Origin of the sequence: Dissulfuribacter thermophilus (assembly GCF_001687335.1) — a bacterium.
GTDB classification, from domain to species: domain Bacteria; phylum Desulfobacterota; class Dissulfuribacteria; order Dissulfuribacterales; family Dissulfuribacteraceae; genus Dissulfuribacter; species Dissulfuribacter thermophilus.
The window spans coordinates 129705-145575 of record NZ_MAGO01000001.1 but is presented as its reverse complement, the minus strand read 5'-3'; the positions used below and the strand labels follow the sequence as shown (position 1 = coordinate 145575).

General features: G+C 38.7%; 14 protein-coding genes. 11 read left to right on the top strand and 3 right to left on the bottom strand.

Translation table 11 applies throughout. The features are described 5' to 3' along the window. Positions 1-1206, top strand: coding sequence for a type II secretion system F family protein (locus DBT_RS00585; RefSeq protein WP_067615406.1), 1206 nt, complete (start codon positions 1-3; stop codon positions 1204-1206). A gap of 22 nt (positions 1207-1228) precedes the next feature. On the opposite strand, the gene ade is transcribed toward DBT_RS00585, so the two are convergent. Next, positions 1229-2962 carry an adenine deaminase gene (gene ade / locus DBT_RS00580; protein WP_067615404.1) on the bottom strand — a complete coding sequence of 578 codons (1734 nt, stop codon included), beginning with the start codon at positions 2960-2962 and terminating at the stop codon, positions 1229-1231. Between the two features lie 370 nt (positions 2963-3332). On the opposite strand from ade, the gene DBT_RS00570 reads away from it, so the two are divergent. The 7 genes from DBT_RS00570 to rimO are packed head-to-tail and all read left to right on the top strand — an operon-like array spanning position 3333 to position 8502. Continuing rightward, complete coding sequence (locus tag DBT_RS00570; RefSeq protein ID WP_161939875.1) at positions 3333-3776, top strand: prepilin-type N-terminal cleavage/methylation domain-containing protein; 444 nt, start codon at positions 3333-3335, stop codon at positions 3774-3776. Between the two features lie 19 nt (positions 3777-3795). Beyond that, the gene (locus tag DBT_RS00565; RefSeq protein WP_161939874.1) at positions 3796-4209 is read left to right on the top strand and encodes a type II secretion system protein; all 414 of its coding nucleotides are present in this window, start codon (positions 3796-3798) and stop codon (positions 4207-4209) included. An 11-nt stretch (positions 4210-4220) separates the two neighbouring features. Beyond that, on the top strand, positions 4221-4946 hold the full coding sequence (locus DBT_RS00560) for a prepilin-type N-terminal cleavage/methylation domain-containing protein (protein ID WP_161939873.1): 726 nt from the start codon (positions 4221-4223) through the stop codon (positions 4944-4946). Positions 4947-4990: 44 nt separating this feature from the next. Next, positions 4991-5917: a vitamin K epoxide reductase family protein gene (locus tag DBT_RS00555; RefSeq protein WP_067615394.1), complete on the top strand. Its 927-nt coding sequence runs from the start codon at positions 4991-4993 to the stop codon at positions 5915-5917. Between the two features lie 4 nt (positions 5918-5921). After that, positions 5922-6761, top strand: a complete 840-nt coding sequence (gene panC, locus DBT_RS00550; RefSeq protein WP_067615857.1) for a pantoate--beta-alanine ligase — start codon at positions 5922-5924, stop codon at positions 6759-6761. A 10-nt stretch (positions 6762-6771) separates the two neighbouring features. Next, positions 6772-7146: an aspartate 1-decarboxylase gene (gene panD, locus DBT_RS00545; RefSeq protein WP_067615392.1), complete on the top strand. Its 375-nt coding sequence runs from the start codon at positions 6772-6774 to the stop codon at positions 7144-7146. Beyond that, positions 7147-8502 carry a 30S ribosomal protein S12 methylthiotransferase RimO gene (gene rimO / locus DBT_RS00540; protein WP_067615390.1) on the top strand — a complete coding sequence of 452 codons (1356 nt, stop codon included), beginning with the start codon at positions 7147-7149 and terminating at the stop codon, positions 8500-8502. It abuts the gene before it with no gap. Here rimO and DBT_RS12805 read toward each other — a convergent pair. Further along, positions 8444-8647: a DUF6485 family protein gene (locus tag DBT_RS12805; protein WP_083186515.1), complete on the bottom strand. Its 204-nt coding sequence runs from the start codon at positions 8645-8647 to the stop codon at positions 8444-8446. The genes rimO and DBT_RS12805 overlap by 59 nt on opposite strands. A gap of 224 nt (positions 8648-8871) precedes the next feature. Between DBT_RS12805 and DBT_RS00535 the strand changes: the two genes are divergently transcribed. From DBT_RS00535 to DBT_RS00525, 3 genes are read left to right on the top strand one after another with little or no spacing between them, the layout of a single operon-like run. Then, the gene (locus DBT_RS00535; RefSeq protein ID WP_067615386.1) at positions 8872-10341 is read left to right on the top strand and encodes an acetyl-CoA carboxylase biotin carboxylase subunit; all 1470 of its coding nucleotides are present in this window, start codon (positions 8872-8874) and stop codon (positions 10339-10341) included. Positions 10342-10343: 2 nt separating this feature from the next. Next, a complete protein-coding gene (locus DBT_RS00530) occupies positions 10344-12380 on the top strand; it encodes a biotin/lipoyl-containing protein (protein WP_067615385.1) in 2037 nt (678 codons plus the stop codon). A 6-nt stretch (positions 12381-12386) separates the two neighbouring features. After that, a complete protein-coding gene (locus DBT_RS00525; RefSeq protein WP_067615383.1) occupies positions 12387-13166 on the top strand; it encodes a biotin--[acetyl-CoA-carboxylase] ligase in 780 nt (259 codons plus the stop codon). Positions 13167-13344: 178 nt separating this feature from the next. Here DBT_RS00525 and gyrB read toward each other — a convergent pair whose 3' ends face one another. Then, positions 13345-15747, bottom strand: a complete 2403-nt coding sequence (gyrB, locus tag DBT_RS00520; RefSeq protein WP_067615381.1) for a DNA topoisomerase (ATP-hydrolyzing) subunit B — start codon at positions 15745-15747, stop codon at positions 13345-13347. Positions 15748-15871: the final 124 nt, after the last annotated feature.

Sequence of the window (15871 nt, the reverse complement as noted above, 5' to 3'; positions counted from 1 at the left end):
ATGGCCAGATTTTCATGCGAATACCTTGATCAAAATGGTCAGAGAAAAAATTCTATAGAAGAGGCCAAAAGCGCACAGGAACTGATCAAAGACCTCACGAGGAGAGGGCTTCAGCCTATAAAGATAAAACGTGTTCAGACCCTAGAGGCAATTCTATTTAAAAAACGAATACGTTTTTCCCATGAGGATCTAATATATTTTACAAAAGAGCTTTCAGATCTACTTCAAGCAGGGGTCCAGATGGAAAGGGCCCTAAAGATTGTTGCAGATGCCTCAGACAATGAAATCGTAAAAAAAATTGTCACATCTATTAGGCAGGCCATTCAGTCAGGGCAAAATCTATCAGAGGCACTGTCAGAATATCCTGAGATATTTAGTCCCCTCTATATAAATATGGTGAGAGTCGGTGAAATGGGAGGGGTGCTCCCAGAAGTGTTAAAACGCTTGGAAGAATTTCTTGAAAGAAGCAGAGAGATAAAAAAATTCATTATAAGTTCCTCAATATACCCTTCAGTACTATTGTTAGTGGGCATGTTTTCAGTCTTTATCTTGGTCACTTACGTTGTACCAAAATTCGGGGAAATATTTGAAGATTTAAACCAGCCAATGCCCCTGATGACCATGATGATCGTAAAATTTAGTACTTTTCTGAAGAACTGGTGGTGGATTATCGCAGGAATTATCTTTGCCATAGGCGTTTTTCTGAAATGGAAACTCAAGACCCCTGAGGGAAGGCGTATCTTTGATACATATATATTAAAGGCTCCTATAGCTGGGTCTATAGTGCAATTTGTTGAATTTGGCAGGATGGCAAGGACCCTTGGCACACTAATAGAAAGTGGGATACCTATTTTAAAGGGAATATCTCTATCCAAAGAAGTGATCTCAAATTCTCGTCTAAAAGACTCTCTTGATGAATTATACAAAGGGGTCCGTCAGGGTAAGAGTATGAGCCTTCTTATGAGAAGAGATCCTGTATTCCCTTCTTTATTAGTCCACTTAGTGGCAGTGGGAGAAGAAACCGGCGATCTTGGTACCATGCTTTTAAAGGTGGCAGACGACTTTGATGAAAAGATCCAGTCTCGTACAAAAATGCTCCTGTCCCTCATAGAACCTGTAACAATTGTGGTCATGGGGCTCATTATAGGCGGAATCATCCTATCAATGCTCATGGCCATATTTGGTATAAATGAAGTTCAGTTTTAAAAGAAAAAATCTTCTCTTGAGTTCATTTTGTCCAAAGACCTATTAACTTAAATCTTTCCACATCTACAAGCCCTCTATCAGTTATCTTCAATTTTGGTATTACAGGGAGAGCCATAAAAGAAAGAGTCATAAATGGATTTGAAAGCTTGATCCCGATCTCTTTAGATGCATTAATCACCTCTTCTAGTCTGTCTGCAACATCTTCGTAAGAATCTTCAGACATGAGACCAGCTATAGGTAGCGGACAGGAGGCAAGGACCGTGTCTCCTTTTACTACAGTAAAGCCTCCACCTATTGATCTCAAATGTTCTATTGCCAGTGCCATTTCCCTATCTGACGTACCTGCTGTTATTATATTATGGGAGTCATGTGCCACTGAACTCGCTATAGCTCCATCCTTTATTGACAGGCCGTGGATTAGACCAATACCGATATTTCCAGTAGCCTTGTGACGTTCTATGACAGCTATTTTTATTATGTCTCTTTCTGGATCAGAGACCACAAGCTCATTTTCTACTTTGGGTTTATCTATCATCCATTCTGTTACTATTTGGTGTTCTATTACCTTTATTATATTTACTTTATGATCAGGAACGGCCTCTAATTTTAATAAATCTTGGGAAAAATTCCCTATATTGATAGTATGGTTCACGCTTGAACTATCTATCTCTTTAAGATCACACTGTATAGTTCCATCAGAGTAGACCAATTTCCCATTTATAATGACTTCACACACTTCAAAATTTCTCAAATCTTCAACAAGGACAATGTCTGCAAAATAACCCGGTGCTATAGCACCTCTCATCTTTAAGCCCAAATTTCTTGCAGCGTTAACAGTAGCCATTTTTACTGCCCAAATAGGCGGTAGTCCCAAGGATACAGCACGTCTCAAAATATCGTCTATATGCCCATTGTCCTTTAGATCATCGGGATGGCGATCATCGGTTGCAAACGAAAAATTACTGTAATTTTCTATTGTTATTGCCTTTAAAAGTTCATTTAAATTCCTTGCTCCAGAGCCTTCTCTTATAAAGATATTCATTCCCCGCCTAATCTTTTTCAATGCTTCTTCTGGGGAGCTACATTCATGATCAGAATATATTCCTGCACATATATAGGCATTTAGTGGAAGACCATTTAGACCAGGAGCATGACCATCAATTAAAACCCCTCTTTGATGGGCCGCTGTTATTTTTTCAATAACGTCATCAACATTAAAGACAACCCCTGGGAAATTCATCAATTCCCCAAGTCCATGGATATTTGTATCTTTTAACAACTCTACAAGATCATCACTTCTAATTTCTGCACCCGAGGTCTCAAGATCCGTGGCAGGTACACAAGATGGGGCCATGACGTAAAAATTTAAAGGTAAGGCCTTGCCTGCCTCTAGCATGTACTCAATACCGGCAATACCGCATACATTGGCTATTTCATGAGGATCTATAACCACTGTGGTGGTCCCATGAGGTATAACCGCCCTTGTAAATTCCCTGGGGCTCAACATTGTGCTTTCAATGTGGATATGTGAATCTATTAGCCCTGGTATGGCAAATTTAGATTTGCAATCTTTTACAATTTTGGCCTTTGAATAGTTCTCACTGATGCCAGCAACCCATTTGCCTGAAATGGCAATATTGGTAGTATAAATTTCTCCCGTAAATACATTTAAAAGCCGACAGCCTTTTAAAAGGATATCTGCCTCAGTTCTCCCTGAAGCCACATCAATAAGTCTTTTAAGTTCTTTTATGTCCATATCCTATAATCCTTGGATCAAAATAAATGATACCGTGAAAATAGTCATAATTACAGGTAGAAGGAAGAAGGTAGAAGCAAGCCCTGCCTGCCAACAGGTAGGCCTGCCTGTATAAAAGCCAGAGGCAGATAAAAAGTTTATGATTCAAAATACAAAATTCAAGATTCAAAATTCCTTTCTTTTACTTCTACCTTCTCCCTTCTTCCTTCTACCTAGTAGCGCACAACCCTTATATTCATCTGCGAGGGGACGATTTGGTGTGTACCCAAACGGAACATCATAAATTCAGCAAGTATAAAAATAAAAGACATATTTTTATATTCTAGTGTTTTGAATGCAAATTTCAAAAAATAAATTATATTTTATGGCTATGTTAAATTTTAAGGGATTTACTCTAATAGAATTACTTGTAGTGCTATTTATAATTGGCATTGCCTCTTCACTGGTCTTCCTTTCTGTAGGACGCGGCCTTCTTGGCACCAAGGACAAGGGCCTTTTGAACAAATTTGGTCAGACACTTAGCCTTGCAAGGTCCAAGAGCATTGGTCAGGGAAGAGCTGTCAATTTGCTGATTTACGGCGAAGAAAGGGCCTTTGGAATTGAAGGAGAAGATAAGATTACCATCCCAGAAGATGTAGAGATTAGAGGAGAGGGGGTAGAAGAATTTGATGAAGGAATTTATTCAATAACATTTTATCCCGATGGGAGTTCCACCGGGGGAACTATTATCTTCTCAATGCCAGATGGAACTCTATATCGATTTCAAATCAATAAATTTTTTGGTTCTTTTAAATTGGAGAAGGATGAAGGTTAGAAATAAAATCGAAAAACAAATGCCATCTGAAGGCTTATCCCAAAAAGGATTTACGCTCATGGAAGTACTGGTGGCAACTGCCATCTGTGGTATAGCCCTAGGAATTGCATTGTCTGGCCTAAGTCAGGGCCACCAATCTAACATGAGAGCAGTTTTAATGGAGGAGGCAGGGAGAGCTGCAAGGTTAGTAATGCATAAAACCTCCAGCTTGAATCAAGAATCTTCCAAAGAAGAAATGGAGGGAGAAATAGAGGGCATGGAAGGTTGGAGCTATTCAGTAAACTATGACGATCTAAATGTAAGAATAAAAGACACCAGCTCTGTTGACCAGGAAGAGGAAGAAAAGGTATTTGAAATTGATGAGTTAAAAAAAATGACCATCAAGATTTTTTCTCCTAAAGGGCGAATCTTTACTATTGTGTCATGGAGGTAATGCCCCAAAGGATGGATTTTTTACAGGAAAGCTACATGCCAACCTATCAAAAGGACAAAAAGCGCTCAACTCCGCTAACTCCTCAATATCAAACCTCAGTCCATATGCGAGGCAGAGACTGCGCTGGATTCACCCTCCTTGAACTAATCGTATCAATAACGCTTACTTCCTTTCTAGTGCTCATACTTTCCATGGCTATGAGATCTGGACTTAGAGCATATGAACGTGCCAAAGGTCTAAGTGATGATGTTATTTTAAAGACCTCAATAACCAATCTTCTTGATAGACAGCTTAGAATGATAGTATCTATGAAAAACCCTAATACAAAGGCCTTTTTTCGTCTAAATGGAGATGCTCACTCCATTGTCTTTACTACGACCTCAGGCCCCTTAGGTGCAAGGGGAGGGGGGCTATTATTGGTGTCATATAATTTTAACCAAGAAAAAAAGGTACTTACATACTGTCAAAAAATAGTTACAAGGCCTATAGATATTAAAGAAGATCCACCTGAAGAATTATCAGAAGATAATCTTTCAGAAATTAAAAAAGAAGGTTGGGACTGCGCTATTGTAGATCAATTTGAAGACTTGGCATTTAAGTATACCAGCAAAAAACACGAGATAGAGATCGAATCTTGGAATGAAGAATGGAATGCAAAAAGAGCTCTTCCAGTTGCCATTGCAATTGGTATCAAAAATAACTGGACACCCTTTTACCTTAATAATGCAACCAACTAATACCTAATTTCTGAATTTAAGACAATAAAAAAGGATTGTTAAAAATGACTCTGAAATCTAATAGTAATCTAGCTATTAAATTTGCATTTATCATATCAATTTTAAGTATCCTTCTAATAGGATTTCAATTATTTTCCATATCAAAGACAGGCGAAATTTATTGTTTAAATCAAGGATGCAAGGTTGTAGAAAAACTAACAAATATTCCATCAAATGCATTTAACGCCATTGGTCTAAGCTTTTTTATTGTATTAGCTACCCTATTGTTTGTCATAAAACGTCAGACTAAAGGAAGAAAAATATTTTTATTCATTTTAAAATGTATTTTACTTTCATCTCTAGCTGCTGAATCCGTCTTTATCAGCTATCAGCTCTTTGTTGCAAAGACCTTTTGTTCATATTGTCTTACGATCTTTTCATCTATCTTTATAATCAATATGTTATTGGATTTTAAACAGTTCATTACAGGGACTGGAATTGTGATGGCTGGGATTATCGCATCCTCTTTATTAAATTATGAAGCTGGAATGTTACCAACAGATCAGAATCTTGATTCAGGAACATATGCGGTTAAAACCTGTTCCGATCCCTCAAAAACTCTTTATCTAATTTTTTCAAAAGATTGCTCTCATTGTAAAAAGGTCTTGAATGCCCTAACAGGATGCAATCAGTGTGAATTTCACTTTAATCCAATAGAAAAGATAGACGAAATAATCCTACCAGGAATAACGCCTGAAAAATACTATGATCCACACATAAATATTATGACTCTAAAGCTTTTAGGTATAAACGAAATCCCCGTCCTCATTGACAAGAGTGAAGGAGGTATGCTTTTTATAAAAGGTGAAAAAAACATCATTTCCTACATAGAACAGCATTGTTTTGGCCCATTTCCTACTTTAAAAGAGGGTCTTAATAACGAATTTCAACTTAATGATGGAGTATGTAGCCTTGAAGAGGAATGTGAATAGTTCGATTGTAGTCATTGAATCCATAGATAAAATGATTGAATGGTCCCAAAACGAAAGGACAAAGGGAAATAAAATAGCTTTTGTCCCAACTATGGGATATTTTCACAGGGGGCATTTAGCTCTCATGGAAATGGCTAGCCACCTTGGAGACAAGGTCGTGGTGAGCATATTTGTAAATCCTACCCAATTTGGTCCAAATGAAGACCTTGATAAATATCCCAGAGACCTCAAAAGAGATATTGACCTTGCAAAATCTGTGGGTGTGGATTGCATATTCTTTCCAAACTCTAAATACATGTATCCTGAAGGATTTCAAACATGGATCGAAGTCGAAGGAGTCAGCAAAGGGCTCTGTGGTGATAAAAGACCAGGACATTTTAGGGGAGTTGCAACAGTCGTATTGAAATTATTCAACATCGTCCAACCTCATGTAGCAGTTTTTGGACAAAAAGATTTTCAACAACTCAAGGTAATCGAAAGGATGGTACAGGACCTCAATCTGCCGGTAAAAATTAAGAGCCATCCAGTTGTTAGAGAAAAAGATGGTCTTGCCATGAGTTCAAGAAATACGTATCTTTCTAGCGACGAAAGAAAAAGTGCTCTTTGCCTATTCAAGGCATTAGAACTTGCAAAAAAATTGCATCAGACAGGAATTAAAAATGCAAAAGAAATAAAAAAAGAAATGGAAAAACTTATACATTCAACTCCTAACACCCGGATCGATTACATCTTTATTGGTGATTCAACCACCTTAAAGGAAACCGAAGACTGTCCATCTGGCACTTTGATTGCCTTGGCAGTATGGGTTGGAAATACCAGATTAATTGATAATACAATTTTATAGAAGAAGTACCATGTTTAGATATATGCTTAAATCAAAAATTCATCGTGCTACTGTAACAAAGGCCGACCTCAACTATGAAGGTAGCCTCACTCTTGACAAAGACTTTATGGAGCTGGCAGATCTGCGTCCCTTTGAAAAGATAAAAATTTACAATATCTCAAACGGAGAGCGTTTTGACACCTATGTAATTGAAGGAAAAAGGGGATCAAAAGAGGTCTGCCTAAACGGCGCTGCCGCTAGAAAAGGGGCAGTAGGCGATCTTATAATCGTGGTTTCTTATGCCCTTTATTCAGAACCAGAAATTCATCAGGGAAAAAGCACCGTGCTTATTATGGGGCCTGAAAACGAAATCACTGAGATAAGGAATATTTCCTGGAATTCTTAAATGAAGATCTTCGTAGTCAGTCTCGGATGCCCCAAAAATCGTATTGATACAGAAGAGGCCTTAAGTGCTATCCTTGAGATATTTCCAAGGGGTAGTATTACCCAAGACCATCATGATGCCGATCTGATTATCGTAAATACGTGTGCCTTCATACAAGAGGCTGTTGAAGAATCCATAGAAACTATTCTTGAACTCGCACACACAAAACGAAAAGGCCAGGTATTGGTGGTTATGGGATGTCTCTTTAAAAGATATAGAGATGAATTGATTAAGGAGCTTCCTGAAGTTGACATTTTTTTCGGACACAGACTTGATCGTCAAGTTATAGCCAAAATTATAGCTTCTCTTCCCAAGGAAGAACCCGTTGCCTATCCTGAAATAGGCCTCAACGGACCTGCAAGGCTCATAACGACCCCTCCTTGGAGGGCCTATTTAAAGGTGCTTGAAGGCTGTTCCAATAGATGTACCTTTTGCCTTATTCCGCAAATTCGAGGTCCTAAACGTTCTAGGCCTCTTACTGATATTGTTCAAGAATTGGAACTTTTAGAAGAACAAGGCATAAAAGAAGTAACCTTTGTAGGCCAAGACCTTACCTCATGGGACTGGGACTCGAAAGATCTTTGTGACCTAGTTAGAGAAGTATCTGACAGAACGAATATTAATTGGCTCAGATTTTTGTACTTTCATCCCCAGGGCGTGGACTTGAAACTCCTTGAGACAATGGCAGATAAGGAAAATGTTTGTAAATACCTTGACATTCCCATCCAACATGCCTCAGACAAGATCTTAAAAAGAATGGGAAGGTCCTATGACAGTTCAAAACTCAAAATGCTGTTTACAATGCTTAGGGAAAGATTTCCTGCTTTTGCACTAAGAACCACTGTTATGGTAGGATTTCCAGGAGAGACAGAAGAGGACTTTGAGAACCTTTTAAATTTTATAGAAGAAGTTCAGTTTGATCATCTTGGATGTTTTGCTTATTCGGATGAGGATGAGATAAAGAGTTCAAAGCTTCCAAATAAAATTCCAAAAGAGATCGCAATTGAACGAAAGGAAAGGGTGCTTGAGGTTCAAAAGGAAATCTCAAAAAATCGCTTAAAAAAATTTTTAGGAAAACGTATTCCTGTCCTAATAGAAGGACATAGCAAGGAAACAGACCTTTTACTTTCGGCACGAACTGAATATCAGGCCCCGGAAATTGATGGAATAGTATATATTAATGAAGGCATTGGTGAATCCGGGGCCTTTTATGAGGTAGAGATTACAGAAACCTTTGACTATGATTTAGTAGGCCGAATCATAAGACCCCTGACTGGACAAGCCTTGCAAAGTGTTCAAAGCTCCTGTCATATGTAGCCTCTGCATCTTTTGGAAAGCAACATCCAGGAAGCTGTCTCATTTTTAAATGATACCTCAAACACTCACAGCAGATTCCCTTCCTTGGACATGGTTCGTATGTGCAATTACAACGTTCTTTGTTTTTTTCTTTTTGACACTCCATTTTCATCTCCTATCATCTATATGATATCTTTAGTAAACCTCACTTTTTTATTAAAAATACTACCACAATATTAAAAATTAGTCACTGATTCCCTTAGCCAACTTAATGGAATTAGAAGAATATATATATATCTAAAATTTCCATTCATTAATGGAGAACTTGAAAAATTTTCAAATTCATGTCATAGAATTTAAACCCTCTTTTTTAGCCTAAGGAGCAGTCAAATGACAAAAAAACACGAAACACAAATAAAAAAGGTGCTTATTGCAAACAGGGGGGTCCCTGCTGTAAGGGTGATGCATACATGCAGGGACAGAAGGATTCCAACAACAGCGGTTTACAGTACACCAGATAGATTATCCTATCACGTATTAATGAGCGATGAGGCCGTGCACATCGGTGATGCACCTCCTGCAGAATCATACTTAAACATGGAGAAGATAATAGATGCGGCTAAAAAGGTAGGTGCAAATGCAATTCATCCAGGGTGGGGCTTTTTGGCAGAAAACGCCGAATTTGCTCAAATGGTAAAAGATTGTGGGCTAATATGGATAGGACCTCCTCCACGTGTATTAAAGGCTATGGGGGACAAAATTGAGGCCAAAAGGCTAGCAATGAGAGCTAATGTCCCCACAATACCTGGAATCACAGATGTAAAAGATGTACAACAAATCAAGGACTGGATGAAGGAAGAAGCTGTTGAATTTCCCATAATGATCAAGGCCGCTGCAGGTGGCGGTGGTAAAGGTATGGTTAAGGTAGAATCCGAAGAAGAACTTCCTTCAGCCCTCAACCAGGCAAAGAGTGAGGCAAAAAAGGCCTTTGGTGACGATAAGCTTTTAGTTGAAAAATACATTGAAAAAGGCCGTCACATCGAGGTCCAAGTGGTGGCAGACAAGTTTGGAAATGTCTACCACCTATACGAGCGAGAATGTACTATCCAGAGGAGAAATCAGAAAATTATAGAAGAGGCCCCATCGCCAAGTCTAAACGACGATTTGAGACATGAGATCTGCTACACAGCCACAAGACTTATGCGCGAAATTGGATATGAAACCGCTGGTACTGTGGAATTTATCTTTGATTCAGCTACCAAAAAATTTTATTTCTTGGAAGTTAATACCAGGCTACAGGTAGAACACGGAGTCACAGAACTGATAACTGGAATGGATATTGTGGGCCTTATGCTCGATGCAGCAGAAGGCAAGGAGTTTACCTTCAGACAGAGTTCAATCAGCCCTAACAGGTGGGCCCTAGAGGTCAGAATTAACGCTGAAGATCCTCGCACGTTCAGCCCATCCTTTGGATCTATTACAAGGCTTCAAGTTCCACAAGGTCCTGGAGTTAGGATCGCTCAGGGGGTGTACGAAGGTGCTGATATTCCACCTTATTATGATTCCCTATTCATGCTCATAATGACCTCTGGCCCTGACAGAGACGGTGCAATTGCCGTGATGGACAGGACTTTGAGCAGAAATCTAAGAATTGAGGGAGTAAAAACTCTAGCTCCTCTACTTTTAAGCATTATTCGCCATGAGGCATTTCGTAGGGGAGAATTTTCAACTCGTTTTATAGAAGAACACATGGATGAACTAGTTTCCATGTTTAAAGAACGGGACAGTGAAGATGAGGCCCTAAAAATAGCCAAATATGTAGCCAGAATTTCAGCATTAGGACCACAGGATTGGATGTAGCCATGAAGAAACAAAACAACACCACAAAAAAGAATTATGTTAGGCCGGGGATGACCCCAAGGGAGATAGTCAATACATTGAGGTCCCTAGACGGGGTTATGATAACCTCTACGGGAATGAGAGATGCTGGTCAATCAGACTATAAAAATCGTCATCGAATATTTGACCTAGCAACACTTGCTCCGTTTTATGAAGAGATGAATCTCTTTAGTGCAGAATGCCACGGTGGAGCAAGGTGGCACGTAGGGGTTATGAACAGGAAAGAGAGCCCCTTTGAGGAACTCAGAATATTCAGGGAAAAGATGCCCAGCGTCTTGCTACAGACCCTAATTAGAGAGACCAATCTTTGGGGATACAGACCCTATCCAAAAAACGTCATAGAATACGTTGTGGCAAATGTTGATATAGACGTCTGGCGTTGCTTTTCCTTCTTGAATGATATTAGAAACATGAGGTCCGTTGCAGAGGTTGTTATGAAGAGAGGTCGGCTATTCCAACCGGCCATCTCATTTACCCAGGCAGATTGGACCTCCAATGAATATTATCTAGGATGTGTACGAGAGATAGTAGATCTTTGTGGTGGTACTGATGAAATAGTTCTGTGTATAAAAGACATGGCTGGTGTTGGAAGTCCTGAACGCATAAGGAGTCTTGTTTCCGCCATCCTTGATGCATATCCAGATATGGTCATCCAATACCACAGACATGCCACAGATGGCCTCGCGCTTCCAGCTCTGCTCGCTGCAGCACAGGCTGGAGCAAAAATAGTTGATGCAGAAGAAGATTCTCTTACCCGTTTTTACGGACAACCACCAATCCTTGCTGTACAGGCGTATTTCGAGGAATCAGGTATAAAGGTTCATTTAAACAGGGAGGCGGCAGAAGCAGCAGTTCAAAAGGTAAGGGAATGGATAGGCCAATATGACTGGGCAGAATCTCCTTTCAAGGGATTTGATCACAATGTTACCTTTCATAAGATGCCAGGAGGCGCTTTTCCAAGTTCTTTTGAACAGGCTGAAAAAGGTGGTTTCCTACACCTCATGCCTGCTATTTTGAAGGTCATGAGCCTTTATAACAGGATAGTACGGTATTTTGACGTTACTCCAGGATCTCAAATAACATGGGTCACCTGTTCTGGTATTGTTAACAGATATGCAAAGGAACAGGGTGAGGCTGGGGTTGAGCACGTCATAGAGCTTCTCACTAAATTTGTAGAAGAAAAGAATCAAGACTTTGATGCCATGACTGAGGAAGAGCAAAATGAACTCCTTGGTCTATTTAAGAACGCCCCTGGGGATTTCAAAAACTTGCTCCTAGGTGGATATGGTAAGCTTCCCATGGGGTGGCCTGATGAATGGGTTTATAAAAGTGCATTTGGTGATGAATGGGAAGAAAAAATTAAGGAGAGAAAAGAGCTATCTCCACTGGATTCATTAGAACCAGACGATCTTGAAACTATACGAAAAAATCTTGCTGAACAATTGGGCAGAACACCTACTGAAGAGGAATTTATCCTTTATTTGATGCATCCAAAGGATGCCCTTGGACTCTTCGAGTTCGTAGAAGAATATGGAGACGCTCCTCTGGTACTTCCTACCGATGTTTGGAGAAATGGTCTCAGGCGTCCTGGTGATAAGGTAGAGTTTGAACTGATGGGTAAACCCTACTGTATTGAACTTGTCTCTGTTGGTGCTGAACACGAAGGTGAGATTCACGTGGTAATGAAGGTAAATAACAAGACCAGGGTTTACACTGTAAAGACCCCTAGGGCCAAAAAGAAAGAGATTAGGATGGCCAAGGCTCCAAATGAAATTGGTGCTCCAATTAATGGAAATGTTTGGAGAATTGGAAATCCAAAACGTGGCCAGATAAAGGTAGGAGACATAGTACACAAAGGAGAAGAGATTGCAAATCTCGAAGCTATGAAGATGGAAAATGCAATAACAGCGCCTTTTGATGCTCAAGTAAAAGAAATATGCGTTAAATTAAATGAATCAGTGGTGGAGAAACAGCTGCTCTTTGTCTTACAGCCAATTTAAAGAAATATGAACCAAATAAAAATAATCCCCTTTAATAAAGCCAGGGTCCATGTTGGACGCTGGCTTTTACATTTAAATAAAGTCGAATCAACTAATTCTCTTGCATTAAATGATCCAGAACTCTTAAAAAAGGATGGACTAGTCATCCTAGCAGACATCCAGACCAAAGGCCGTGGTAGAAAGGCTCGAAACTGGATTTCACATATTCCTGGAAACCTTTATTTTTCTTGCACTATTCATGACAACACTGCTTCTCCAATCATTTCCACAATTCCTCTTATTGCAGGTATATCTTTACATCATGCATTAACTGAAATTGGTGTCCCATGTGTGTCCATTAAATGGCCTAATGACATTTTAATTAAAGGCAGAAAAGTAGCTGGAATTCTTGTTGAAGCAAAATCAGAGAAAAGGCTAACAACGATAGTTGTGGGTATTGGGTTAAATATTAGGGGTACGCTAGAGGACTACCCTAATGATCTTCAAGAAAAAATCACTACTCTTGAAAGAGAAGGTATTAATAATGTAGATAAAATGTATCTATTGTCATTAATTCTTGATCATTTAGATCGACAAATTTCTGATTATATTGTCAAGGGATCATCATATATATATTCAAAATGGGAAAGCCTTTCTTCCTCAATTGGAAAAAAAGTCATTGTTACATGTAATGACTCAGCAATATCGGGTGATATAGTTGGTCTTTCTCGTAAGGGATTTTTATTGATAAAAGCTGATAATGGAAATGTAATTGAAATAGTTGATGGTGATGTAAAATTCGTATAAACACATACTACACGACACCACATTCTGCCAATTTATGATATAGTGATTCAGTCGTTGTTTTCCTGTAAAACAGTAGAAGGAAGAATGATTAAAGCATATTATCCTGGTGTCGTGTAGTATGGGCAATGACCTGATATGAAAAAGAAAAATCCTTTTTGCCTCCTTTTGCTAGTTACTACTATATATCCAGCTCCTCTACTTCTAGAGCATGTTGCTGTATAAATTCTTTTCTTGGTTCAACCTTATCTCCCATTAGAGTTGTAAATAAATTTTCTGCTTCATTTGCATCACTTATTGTTACCCTTAAGAGTCTTCTCTTTTCTGGATTCATGGTGGTTTCCCAGAGTTGATCTGGATTCATTTCTCCAAGACCTTTATATCTTTGAATATTTAGGCCTCGTCTTCCAAGATTTCTTATGTAATCCAGCATAACTTCAATTTCTTCAAATTTCTTTTCTTCATTGCCGGATATCACAAAGAATTCTTTTCCAAAAAAATCAGATATTTTTTGATATGCTTTTATTGCTCTATGAAATTCAGGTAATACCAATAATTCTGGACCAATCGTAGTATTTAAATACGCTAAATCTCTTTTTGCTATATTGAATTCATATCCTCCATGTTCTCCTGATGATGGATTTATTGGTCCTACTATATATCCTTTATCTTTGAACTTCTTTGTTAAATTTACGGTATATTCATAGTCATCAAATTGATCTTGTGAGGAAATATTCAATTCAAAAATATCCTGAATTACTTCTTTCCATAAGCCTTTTTTACAGAGTTCGGTTACGGCTTTTTCATAATTAGATAATTTATTAAATAATTTTTTTACTTCATTTCCCTCAAAGGTTTTATCAAAACCTTGAATACGGATTTTTAAATCTTTGGTCACCCTTTCAAACAAAAAGGAATCTAATTCATCATCATCCTTTAAAAAACGTTCATTTTTTTTGCCTGTTGAAACTCTATAAAGTGGGGGCTGAGCAACATAAATATATCCTCTATCTATTAAATCAATCATCTGTCTGTAGAAAAAGGTTAGAAGTAAGGTCCTAATATGAGCTCCGTCAACGTCAGCATCTGTCATAATAATGATTTTATGATATCTGACCTTATCAGGATCAAAATCTTCTGGTCCTATTCCCGTACCTAGCGCTGCTATCAGCTGTTTTATCTCTTCACTTGCAAGCATTTTATCGAATCTGGCCTTTTCGACGTTCATTATCTTTCCGCGTAAGGGTAGTATTGCTTGAAAACGTCTATCTCTTCCCTGTTTTGCACTACCTCCAGCTGAATCTCCCTCTACAATAAATATTTCTCTTTTTTCTGGGTCTTTCTCCTGACATTCGGCTAATTTTCCAGCCATTAACAGTTCATTTCCAGAACCCTTTTTCCTAGCCAGTTCCTTTGCTCTCCTTGCAGCCTCCCGTGCCCTAGCTGCTTCAACTGCTTTTTGAAGGATCTTTTTTGCAACAGATGGATTTTCCTCAAGATATGTGGTAAGTCCTTCGCTTACTATTGAAGCTACTATTGATCTTACCTCACTATTACCCAATTTGGTCTTTGTTTGCCCTTCAAACTGAGGATTTGGCACTCTAACCGATATTACACAGGTTAGGCCCTCTCGAACGTCTTCTCCTTCCATCTTTTCCCGTAATTTTTTGGGTACCACGTCGTCACTTGCATATTTATTAAGACATTTTGTCAATGCTATTCTGAAACCAGCTACATGAGTTCCGCCTTCCTTTGTCCTAATATTATTTACATAGCTGAGGACCTTTTCCTGGTAGCCGCGATTGTATTGAAATGCCACCTCTACTTCGACATTATCTTTAGCACCTTCGATATAGATTGGTTTTTCATTTACCAAGTCCTTGTTTCGATTCAAATATTCTACAAAACTTGATATTCCACCCTTGTAGTGAAATTCGTTTTTCTCCCCACTTCTTTCGTCATGTAGAATGATTTTTACTGCAGGATTAAGATAGGCGAGTTCGCGCATACGTGCTTGTAATATTGGGTATTTGAATATTGTAGTCTCTTGGAAAATCTCTGGATCGGGTTTAAAAGTTATTTTTGTTCCAGTTTTTTTTGTTCGGCCTAGTTGTTGTAGCGGACCTTCTGGTTCACCTCTTTTATACGACTGTGTCCATATGTAACCATCTCTGTAAACTTCTGCCTTCAGCCATAGTGATAGGGCATTGACCACTGAAACACCAACTCCGTGAAGTCCTCCTGAAACCTTGTATGTCTGATGATCAAATTTTCCCCCTGCATGGAGTCTGGTCATTACAAGTTCAAGACCTGGTATTTTTTCAGTTGGATGAATGTCTACAGGAATACCTCTCCCGTTGTCTTCAATTGTAATTGAATTATCTTCATGTATTGTTATGAGTATTTTTGTGCAATAGCCTGCTAGGGCTTCATCTATACTATTATCAACCACTTCATATACTAAATGATGAAGTCCTTCTTCTCCTGTATTTCCTATATACATTGCAGGTCTTTTTCGTACTGCTGTTAGGCCACTTAATACCTTTAATTGTTTAGCCTCGTAATCAGAACTATTTTGGGTCATTTAACTCCACTCCTCTTTTTTATTCTAGTGTTTGGAAAATACCCCGTCTATTTTGCTATTAGGTATTTAACATGCAGGGAGAATGCCTATCTAATATCTATTGCTTAGTCCCTAAGCCTCTATT

Coding starts and splice junctions, on each gene's coding strand:
- DBT_RS00585 (WP_067615406.1), top strand. CDS start 1: ATGGCCAGATTTTCATGCGAATACCTTGATCAAAATGGTCAGAGAAAA.
- ade (WP_067615404.1), bottom strand. CDS start 2,962: ATGGACATAAAAGAACTTAAAAGACTTATTGATGTGGCTTCAGGGAGA.
- DBT_RS00570 (WP_161939875.1), top strand. CDS start 3,333: ATGTTAAATTTTAAGGGATTTACTCTAATAGAATTACTTGTAGTGCTA.
- DBT_RS00565 (WP_161939874.1), top strand. CDS start 3,796: ATGCCATCTGAAGGCTTATCCCAAAAAGGATTTACGCTCATGGAAGTA.
- DBT_RS00560 (WP_161939873.1), top strand. CDS start 4,221: ATGGATTTTTTACAGGAAAGCTACATGCCAACCTATCAAAAGGACAAA.
- DBT_RS00555 (WP_067615394.1), top strand. CDS start 4,991: ATGACTCTGAAATCTAATAGTAATCTAGCTATTAAATTTGCATTTATC.
- panD (WP_067615392.1), top strand. CDS start 6,772: ATGTTTAGATATATGCTTAAATCAAAAATTCATCGTGCTACTGTAACA.
- rimO (WP_067615390.1), top strand. CDS start 7,147: ATGAAGATCTTCGTAGTCAGTCTCGGATGCCCCAAAAATCGTATTGAT.
- DBT_RS12805 (WP_083186515.1), bottom strand. CDS start 8,647: ATGGAGTGTCAAAAAGAAAAAAACAAAGAACGTTGTAATTGCACATAC.
- DBT_RS00535 (WP_067615386.1), top strand. CDS start 8,872: ATGACAAAAAAACACGAAACACAAATAAAAAAGGTGCTTATTGCAAAC.
- DBT_RS00530 (WP_067615385.1), top strand. CDS start 10,344: ATGAAGAAACAAAACAACACCACAAAAAAGAATTATGTTAGGCCGGGG.
- DBT_RS00525 (WP_067615383.1), top strand. CDS start 12,387: ATGAACCAAATAAAAATAATCCCCTTTAATAAAGCCAGGGTCCATGTT.
- gyrB (WP_067615381.1), bottom strand. CDS start 15,747: ATGACCCAAAATAGTTCTGATTACGAGGCTAAACAATTAAAGGTATTA.